The following is a 9,108-nucleotide window of genomic DNA, read 5'->3' on the forward strand; positions in this document are numbered from 1 at the left end:
TATTGTATATACAAATTTGAATGTTTTTTATGAAACAGTATTTCGAATGGGATGAGGCAAAGAATCGAAAGAATCAGAAAAAACACGATGTCTCTTTCGAAACGGCAAGCCTTGTTTTTGAAGATCCTCTAAGGATCTCAATCCAGGACAGACATACCGATGGCGAAGAACGTTGGCAGACCATTGGAAAAGTGAAAGGCGTACTAATGCTCTTAGTAGCTCATACCATCTTTGATGAAGATGACTGTGAAATCATAAGAATTATTAGTGCAAGACAGGTAACAAAAGCGGAGCGAGATAAATATGAGCATGGTTAGACACTCACGCAAAGAACTGAATGAAAAATTCAGCGACAAGCAAGATGCTGAAATTGAACGCTTGCTTGCTAAAGGAATGCTTCCTGACGATCAACTAGACCTATCAGATATTCCTGAAATTAAAGACTGGAGCAATGTTGTACGTCATAATCAATTCTATCGCCCAGTGAAACAACAGACTTCCATTCGTTTAGATGCTGATGTACTTGCATGGTTTAAAGCTCAAGGCAAAGGCTATCAAACACGAATGAATGAAATCTTACGGGATGCCATGCTAAAAGAATTAAAAAATCATCAATAAAAATGGGAGCTTAGGCTCCCATTTTTGACTGCGTATAACGTGTATTATGTTAATTTTAGGAAATCTAAAAAATTATAGGTGAGTAAATGCTTAAAAGACGATTAGTTATGTTCTCAACTTTTTCAATTTCATTTGTTTTAATAGCATGTGGTAACGATAGTGATAGAGACTATGAAGTATGTATTCAAAAGGGTGTTCAATATTACAAAGATATTGACTCTTACCCTAGGTTAAAAAGTGAAAATATTTCTGCTGATGATAAAATCCAACAAATTTGTAAAAACAATGTTACAGCATTCAACTAAATAAAATCAGGGGGAAAAATATGGAAAATAAAATTATAGGTGAATTATTTGGAGTCAATATACATTCGCCAATAATCAGATCAGAGGTTCGAGAAGTTTTAAAAAAACAGTTAGAATTCAAAAGCATGTTAATATCTAAAGATAAATTATCAGAAGATCAGGCTTTGTTAGAAGTAGCCGATATCTTTGAATCTTTCTTCTCAAATATTTCAGAAATAGATAAAGAGAATTTTGAAAAAATTCATTCAGAAGAAATTGGTGCAGCTCCCCAAGAATGGTTTAATCAGCCAGATGTAGGAAATAACAGTATTTTTATCGAAAATGGAAATGTTGGAGATCTGTTTGGAATTCAAGTTACATATCCATTTACGAGAGAAAATATTAGGAAGATTGTTAGTACTAGAACAGATCTTATGAAGTCTATGGCAGATACTAAAGGTATTAGCCTATATCAAGCTTCCAATGATTTAGAGGATATTCAAAGTAAATTTATTGAGAAATTAAGCCCGAATGATCAAGAAAACTTCTTAACTATTATGACCGAAGAATTAATTGCCCATTCAAATGCAATCAATGATCAAACCGATAGAATTAAGCAAGAAGTTATAAAAAGTGAAATTTCAAATCAAAATCTTACCCAAATAATGGGAACTATTATTTTATTCGGATGTCTTCTATTTTTATTTTTTATTTTCTTTAAATAAAGTGCCTAATTTAGGCCAAGACAGCTTCAAAATTAAGTTACCCCGTGTCTAGGATACTGGAAGCAGTCCAGTGTTTTAGCAGGGTAGTTGTACTGTTTCATTCGCTGTAGGGTGTGGCGTTGCTACTGTATATAGAGTATTAAAAGATGAAAAAAGATGATATTACCCTTGTTCTGGCCATCGTGGAGTAGCTAACTGGCTTTAGAAATTGGAGTACTTCTGATTTAAAGCTTGCAGTGCAACATGCTTAAAACTAAAAAACAATAAAATAGGAACTGGAATGCTTCATAGACTTTTCCCATTTAATATAATGGCTTTATATGCGAAATGAAAAATCATGGATCGTAATCCAAGATTTAAAATTTAAAATTTAAAATAATCATGCGTTTAAGGTCAATATTGTGCATAATGATCAGTAGTTTATATATATGAATTGAAGGTTATTTTGTGGGCTTTAAAGTAATTGATAACTTAGTTATTGTTGATCACTCTACAAACCATTATGCAATTACTACTCCAACTAAAAAGAGAAGCCCATGTATCTATATTAAAAAGAATATTAACTCTTTAAACCTATCAATTTATTCAATTTTTTATCGTAGTGTAATTGACAGAAAACTTCATAAATTAGGTGATAACTGTCCTCTACTATATGCTCTTAAAGGAAAACAAAATTTAGTAGTAACTAAAGATTCGATGAAAGATCTTAAAATACCTTTTTACCAAATATTAGAAATACTAAAAAATGAAATAACTGATAAATATAAAAAAATTGATTTTATTGTACCAATGCCTTCCAAACATAATCTTTCATTGCAACTAGCAAGAAGATTGCAGAGACAATTTCATCAATCAATAGTCTTAGAAGATTTATTGATAAAAAAATCAAATAGGGAAATGTCTGAAGAGGTAGCTAATTCAGACATACCAAATACGGATAAACATCTAATTTTACAAAGAATAAAACAAGCTGAACAAAGAAATAAGCTTTTTTCAGTATCGGACATTCCACCACCTATAAGAAAATATGTTCATCCAATTAAATTAAATGAAACGCAAATAGTTGAACATGGAATTTATATAATTGTTGATGACCTTATTTCCACGGCTTGTACATTGAGCAGCGCTCAACAAGTTTTAGTTTCAAACTCAGCTGAGATCGATATTTTAGCAGTTTCACTTTTCAGCCCAGTCAATAATAGGATCAAAGAAACTTGATTAGATATCTATGTTAATATATTATTAATATGCATAGACCGGGTGATAGTCTCCTCTGTCTTTAAACATAAAAGAGATCTGTGTGAGCCGGCGGGGCCAGCGATAAGAGCAAATACTTGCCATATTTGGAAGCAGCAAATACGATTTCTCTTATCGTTAAAAGAGAAGAAATTCAAAAAAGGAGAACTTTAATGTTCTCCTTTTTTATTTAACATAAAATCTCTTATACGAAATTCAGATGTAAGCAACTGAATAGCCAACGATTTTATAGACACCTTTTAGTTAGATTTTTTTCAGTTTTTATAAGAACTACTGATTAGGACCTTGACGCCCTGCTTTTTACTGGATAATCTTATTTTAACGCAGCAAAATCTGTGTCCAGGCGTGAGAACCTGATAAAATCTAGGTGCAATTAAATGTCGCACTTGCGGCTATTTTTTTGCCTACTGTTAAGCAGTCCCTATGGTAGCTTAGCAGGGCAGCTTCGTGCTGGCTGATCCTAGATTCAGTATTCTCACCCCTGTTAAGTTGCCTCCATTGCCGTGAGAAGTGATGGAGATAATTAAACTCTTATCTAGGAAACTGCTATGCATATTAAATTCAATGATGCAAACCCATGCATCCCAAAAAACCTCGCTAAACAACTGATTGTCGAAAGCGCTAAACTTCTGAATCATCAACAACGCCAAGCCTTGCTCGATATTTTCATGACTTTAGATCAGGCGGAAAAAACAGCTGAAAAGACACTTCAGCAACATGCTGTAGCGCAACAAAGCACCCACAACTTTTCTCAAGATCACGAATGCCAAGAAGACAATCAGGAATATTGGTCAGGTCATTACTATGATTCTTACAGTCAAGAATATCCGGAAGATTGGGTAAAACGGACTCAGTCCACCCCACATCGTCATAAGCTCCCTAGAACTACTTACTGATCGTGGGGGGTTCCTCTTTAAAAGTAGGCATCATAATCCGAGCTACTCGACAGAGTTGGCTCGGATGAATACCGGGGAAACTGAGGGATTTGAGAACCTGATTACAGTCGTTGAACTGCATATTAAAGAACTCAATACCTCTGCCTTTCAAAATGTGTTTCCTGATATTGGCTTTCATCAAATTTATATTCAAATCTTTCATTTCATTAATCCCTCTTTACATTTCACAATCCAGTCCTGAACTGCGCTCAGCAGCCCGTTGCTTTGCTTGTAGCTCTTTGCGCTTATCTAACTCATCTAGAGCCTTGAAGATATATCCTGGATTAAATCCGCTAACTTTTGTTGATACTGCTCGACTGAGTTCATTCTCTCGCTGATTTGGTTCGCCAGTGGCTTCGTTTGCTTCTCTATTTCTGCTTGCACCAGGCTCGGCAAAATCTCCCTTAACAAGCTTCTCAATTCTTCTTGTACGTCTAAAGAACTCACCAATTTCGTCACATGCGTCTTTAAAACGGTCGCCAATTCGTTCTGTAAAGCCTCTGAAAAATGCTCTGAGACTGTCTGCTCTGAGAGTTTTTTCACTATTTCCTGATAGCGTTTGACGATCTGCACTTCTTCCTCGCTCTTTTTGAGTAAGATCGCTGTGTAATCTTCTAGTTGCTGCAAGGCTTTCTCGTGCAATCCTAGTGCTTTCTGCTGCTCTTCCAGCTGCTTCAAGGCCTTCTCTTGCTGCTGCTGTTGCTGCTTCAATTGCTGTTGTTGTTCTTCGATAATCCCCAATAGCTGGGCTTCTAGACTGCTCATTTACTTCTATTTCTCCACTATTACCCGATAATTGCCCTCGTAATGCGGAGCTTTCGGGTCTATCTGTACGCACAATTGTTTGTCGCAAGTCAAAAGATTCAAGGTTGCTCCCCTCACTCGTAAATCCTCGATTTGCTGGTTCATTCGGCTTAACTGATTTTTTTGGTAATTTAGATAAAGTCCTGTTGCTATACTGCTCATAACTAAAACGCCAACTAGAATAATCAACGGCCAAACTGACGTAATAAGGGCTTTTTTCAAAGTCGCTTGGCGCACTATATCTTCTTGTAAGCGGTTCGACTCTTGCAAGATCTCCTCTAAGCTCTCGACTTGCTTCTGGCAGGCTGCCTGAATTTCGGTGATTGCTTCTGTATGTGCTTTCTGCAACGTCTTCTTGTCTGTTGTAATCTGCTCGATAATCTCGCTCGTGGCTTCGCTCTGCTGATTTTTCAACGCCTCCTTGTTGGTCAAGATTTGGGTCTTTAGCTCTTTCGTGGCTTGCATGTCCTGCTTTCTCAAGCTCAGCGTCTCTTTGCTGATACTTCTGCTGAAATTCTCGGATCTTGCCGTCAATTTGTTCTGCGTATCGCTGAAGATTTTCTCTATAACGCTTTCGAGCTTCTCTTCTGTATCGTTCTGACGCTTCTGCTGTAAGGCTATCGCCCTCTGCTCCAAATCTGAAATTCTGCTCATAAATAGCACCTTCTAAGCGAATAGGGCGTGAGTTTTCATCGCCATAAGGATTTCTAATGGAAATGGCTTTTGCTGTTTCTTTAGTGACATCTAACCCAAGATCAATAAGCCACTGTTTCATGCTCTCACGGTCAGTAATAAAGCCTTCTTCAATTTGTTTTTTTGCTGCTACATCTAAAACTCTTTTGATGTCTGCGGTATTTTTAGGCAGGCTTTTCTTAGTTTTGATGTCTTGGCGAAACATCGGATCGTCTGGGTCATGTAACTGATGCTCAAAGTTAATAATCTTCTTAAACAGATCAACTCTCGGCATATCGGCCTCATGATAGAAGGGCTGTAGCCGGTTTCCTGTCAGGATTTCAGTGTTTGGAATCAAGAAATTTAACTCAAGCCTGCGCTCCCCTGTTTCCTCGTTTATCTTGTCCCGATGCTCAATCCAAAGCACTCGATACTGATCTGAACTCATACCTGGAAAAAGACAGTGCTCAAAATCGGCCATGATTTTGCGCTTGGCTTCATCTGATAAATCGCTCTCGTAAAAACTCAGGCATCCGGACGTATATTTTTTTGCAAAAGGCGAACTGTCTATAAGTCCTGCAACTTCTTGCTCATTACCACTTAAAATTTTTGCATGCTCACGGTCGCGCTTTTTCCCAAGAAAGTAATCAAGCGGCCCTTTTGAAAGTCCAGCGCCATATCTGAAAAATTCGACAATCATTTTAAGTCTCGTCTCAGTGCTTCAAGGTTTTCATTGATAGCAATCAACAGGTGAAACAGTCTCACAGCATCAAACGGCTCACCTTTAGCAATATCAGTATTTAAAGCTTTTGCGACCTGATTAATGTTGTTACCAATTCTTGAAAGTTCGAGTAAAAACTCTCGATCAAGTTTTGTATAAACATGCTTTTGTTCTCTCCCGCCTACTGCTGCCATAGCTGACTCACGCAAGAATCTAGCGACATTTTCAACATTCCCATCTCTTAGTTTTTGAAGCTCGGTATCTGACATTCTCACCTTGTAAACTTTGTTTCTCGTTTTCATTTTCGACTCATGCTGCTTTTGCTTTTTACCGCCAAGCTTGTCTTGGCGGTCGGGGGGTTTCGGGGTCTCCCTGAACAAGGTCATAGAACCAATTTTTGAGCGAAGCGAAAAAAGGGGTCTCTATGTATCCTTGCGTTCCAATACTGATTCACCTGACGTTAGCAGAAATAAAAAAAACGAATCCCCGATAGTGGTGTTTTTGAATTTTTTTTCTGATGCTGATAAATGAATGAACTTTTCAGGCGTGTTCAAGAACAGAAAGTAGCGAGTGAACTGGTATGTTTCTGAGATTCTTATGCGAAGTGTTGAAAGAGATAAGGCTCATTTTTATCTCTATCTGTGCAATTTGAATGCTTCCGTTAGATCCAGAGCGAGTGTCTACGAGCGACCAGACTCAATTAAAATTTTCGCCATGCTTTTTCCCTGACTACAAGCTCCCCTTTGCTGCTAAGACTGAGGTACAGAGCATCCCAAAGGGTGCGAACAGATTCAATTTGCTTCTAGAACGAGCGAAGCGAGCATAAAAAACTTATGAGCGAAGCGAATTCCGAGTTGCTTTTGATCTTGCTTTTGCTTTTTATTAAAGTCACAACGAGATGAGCCAAAAAATTGCCCCTACGAATCGAGCGAAAGCGAGATTCAATAGAGTTTGAGCGAGTGAAACGAAGCGAAAACCAAGGGCAATTTTTCATGATTCAGGTTTTTAATTATTTTAAGGTTTTTAAATGTTTTTAACTTAGTTTTAATTATTAAATTTCAATAACTAACCTTTGTATTCCCCCACGTTTAGTTACCCATTCCCCCACGTTTAGTTACCCATTCCCCCACGTTTAGTTACCCATTCCCCCACGTTTAGTTACCCATTCCCCCACGTTTAGTTACCCTCCTAATTACACCCTTAACTACACAGTTGCAGTTATACCCACATTGTTATAATCTGTGGGTATAAAAATATTTCAATTCAGTCTATGTCAAAAGAATTAGTTGTAAAAACCAATCGGTTAAACCAAGCTTTTCAAACTCTATCTTTATCAGAGTTTCATATTGTTCAATTAGCCATTGTTGATGCTAGACATACGGGTACTGGACTAAGTACAGATACTCCTTTACGAATAGATGCTTTGAGATATGCTGAAGTTTTTGGGACAACAAGGCAAAATGCTTATCAGAGAATGAAAGAAGCAGAGGATTCTTTATTTAACAGAAGATTTAGCTTCTTTGATGAAGATGGGAAATTAGTCAAAAGTAGATGGATTCAGCAAGTAAAATATCTAGATGATGAAGGGGCTATTGAACTTGTTTTCACTTTAGCTGTTGTACAAGGCATAAGTAAAATTGATGGTATTAAAGACTTTTTTACTCAATATTTACTAAGCCAAACAGCCCAGCTTAACAGTACATATTCAGCAAGATTATACGAGTTATTAATTCAATGGAAAGCTATTGGAAAAACGCCAGTATTTGAATTAGCAACTTTTAGAGAACAACTTGGAATTGGTGTTAATGAATACAAGCGTATGGATCACTTTAAAACTAGAGTTCTTGACTTAGCCATTTCTGAAATTAGCGAAAAAACAGATATAGAGGCAACCTACCAACAGCATAAAAAAGGCCGTTCAATATCTGGTTTTTCTTTTTCTTTTAAACAAAAAAAATCTAAAACTAAATCATTAGAAAATCAGACAATATCTGGCAATCTAGATCTTTTTTCAAAAAAAATGACTGACTCTCAACGCCACTTATTTTCCAATAAGCTATCTGAACTTCCTGAAATGAGTAAATACTCTCAAGGAACTGAAAGCTATCCTCAATTCGCAGTAAGAATTGCTGAAATGCTTAAAGATTCTGAGAAGTTAAAAGAGTTTGCTCCCATGCTTGAAAAGGTTGGCTATCGTTAAATCATTGATGTAACGTTACATTACTAAATATTGTCTACTGACATACAGACTTTTACTTGGGTTACATGATGAAAGCACTATCTGTTATTGAATTAGCTCAACTCTATGGAATGAATCGTCAAAGTATCTATAAACGTATAAATAAAGGGGATTTATCAAAAAATAGTGATGGGAAAATAGATTTATCTGAAGCCATACGAGTATTTGGCGAACCATCTAATAAAAATAATAATGTAACTACGTTACAGTCTACTACGGTACAAAAAGATACAGAAGTAGACATGCTAAAACAGCAAGTAGACATACTTAAAAAACAGCTAGAACTTGCACATGAGCGAGAAGTTTTCCAAAGAGAACAGCTAGAAGCAAAAGACAATCAAATAGAAGCAATACAACGACTGTTAGAAGCTCCAAAAACCAATATGACTACGTTTACCGATCATAAACCTAGCCAAGATATAGCAACGGATCCTCGGTCAGAACCTGAGCCGAAACATGACGGATTGACTACTCCGGAACAAACGGAAAATAAGCGGATTCCCGTACCGGAGCACGTTGAACAGGAGCCGGAGAAAAGGGGCTTTTGGAGCCGTTTTTTTAGACCCTATGATTAACCACGATTGTTTAACTAATATGAACAAAGTCGTGAAACATTGCTTAAATAATAGGCGTGGAACGTGAAAAATCATAAAAAAAACCCAACTTGGGGAAGATGGGCTATCAACTAGGAAATACAGCTTTGAATTATAAGGATGATTATAACGCTGTTATTCCTAAGTAGAAATGTCCTACCTAATAACCAAATAGAAATGTCCTATATGGACAATTCCAAGTCAAGCACAGGATTTAGATTTCGTTCTTTGATTGCTATTTTCTGTGCACGTCTGCTTGG

10 protein-coding genes are annotated in these 9,108 nt (G+C 36.9%); 8 read left to right on the forward strand and 2 right to left on the reverse strand.

The features are described 5' to 3' along the window. Nucleotides 1-29: 29 nt before the first annotated feature. The 6 genes from FTV12_RS15850 to FTV12_RS15875 all read left to right on the forward strand — a co-directional run bounded on the left by FTV12_RS15850 (nt 30) and on the right by FTV12_RS15875 (nt 3,780). A complete protein-coding gene (locus FTV12_RS15850; RefSeq protein WP_130114512.1) occupies nt 30-317 on the forward strand; it encodes a BrnT family toxin in 288 nt (95 codons plus the stop codon). After that, nucleotides 304-618 (forward strand): BrnA antitoxin family protein, encoded by a 315-nt coding sequence (locus FTV12_RS15855; RefSeq protein WP_180034320.1) that lies wholly within the window; start codon nt 304-306, stop codon nt 616-618. The genes FTV12_RS15850 and FTV12_RS15855 overlap by 14 nt, the downstream gene beginning before the upstream one ends. A gap of 86 nt (nt 619-704) precedes the next feature. Then, entirely contained in the window at nt 705-923 is a 219-nt protein-coding gene (locus FTV12_RS15860; protein WP_180006205.1) for a hypothetical protein, read from the forward strand. A 20-nt stretch (nt 924-943) separates the two neighbouring features. Continuing rightward, on the forward strand, nt 944-1,627 hold the full coding sequence (locus FTV12_RS15865) for a hypothetical protein (RefSeq protein WP_180034321.1): 684 nt from the start codon (nt 944-946) through the stop codon (nt 1,625-1,627). A gap of 447 nt (nt 1,628-2,074) precedes the next feature. Then, nucleotides 2,075-2,845 (forward strand): phosphoribosyltransferase family protein, encoded by a 771-nt coding sequence (locus tag FTV12_RS15870; RefSeq protein ID WP_180034322.1) that lies wholly within the window; start codon nt 2,075-2,077, stop codon nt 2,843-2,845. Between the two features lie 587 nt (nt 2,846-3,432). After that, on the forward strand, nt 3,433-3,780 hold the full coding sequence (locus FTV12_RS15875; RefSeq protein WP_096902813.1) for a hypothetical protein: 348 nt from the start codon (nt 3,433-3,435) through the stop codon (nt 3,778-3,780). A gap of 217 nt (nt 3,781-3,997) precedes the next feature. On the opposite strand, the gene FTV12_RS15880 is transcribed toward FTV12_RS15875, so the two are convergent. Together FTV12_RS15880 and mobC are read right to left on the reverse strand one after the other, a co-directional pair. Further along, nucleotides 3,998-5,995: a relaxase/mobilization nuclease domain-containing protein gene (locus FTV12_RS15880; protein ID WP_179996664.1), complete on the reverse strand. Its 1,998-nt coding sequence runs from the start codon at nt 5,993-5,995 to the stop codon at nt 3,998-4,000. Further along, the gene (gene mobC, locus FTV12_RS15885) at nt 5,992-6,318 is read right to left on the reverse strand and encodes a plasmid mobilization relaxosome protein MobC (protein ID WP_179996665.1); all 327 of its coding nucleotides are present in this window, start codon (nt 6,316-6,318) and stop codon (nt 5,992-5,994) included. Before mobC ends, FTV12_RS15880 begins: the two co-directional genes overlap by 4 nt. A gap of 968 nt (nt 6,319-7,286) precedes the next feature. Here mobC and repM point away from each other — a divergent pair. Continuing rightward, the gene (repM, locus tag FTV12_RS15890; RefSeq protein ID WP_086222692.1) at nt 7,287-8,216 is read left to right on the forward strand and encodes a replication initiation protein RepM; all 930 of its coding nucleotides are present in this window, start codon (nt 7,287-7,289) and stop codon (nt 8,214-8,216) included. A gap of 68 nt (nt 8,217-8,284) precedes the next feature. After that, nucleotides 8,285-8,830: a plasmid replication DNA-binding protein gene (locus tag FTV12_RS15895; protein WP_171325022.1), complete on the forward strand. Its 546-nt coding sequence runs from the start codon at nt 8,285-8,287 to the stop codon at nt 8,828-8,830. Nucleotides 8,831-9,108: the final 278 nt, after the last annotated feature.

Source organism: Acinetobacter sp. YH12233, assembly GCF_013417725.1.
Taxonomy (GTDB): domain Bacteria; phylum Pseudomonadota; class Gammaproteobacteria; order Pseudomonadales; family Moraxellaceae; genus Acinetobacter.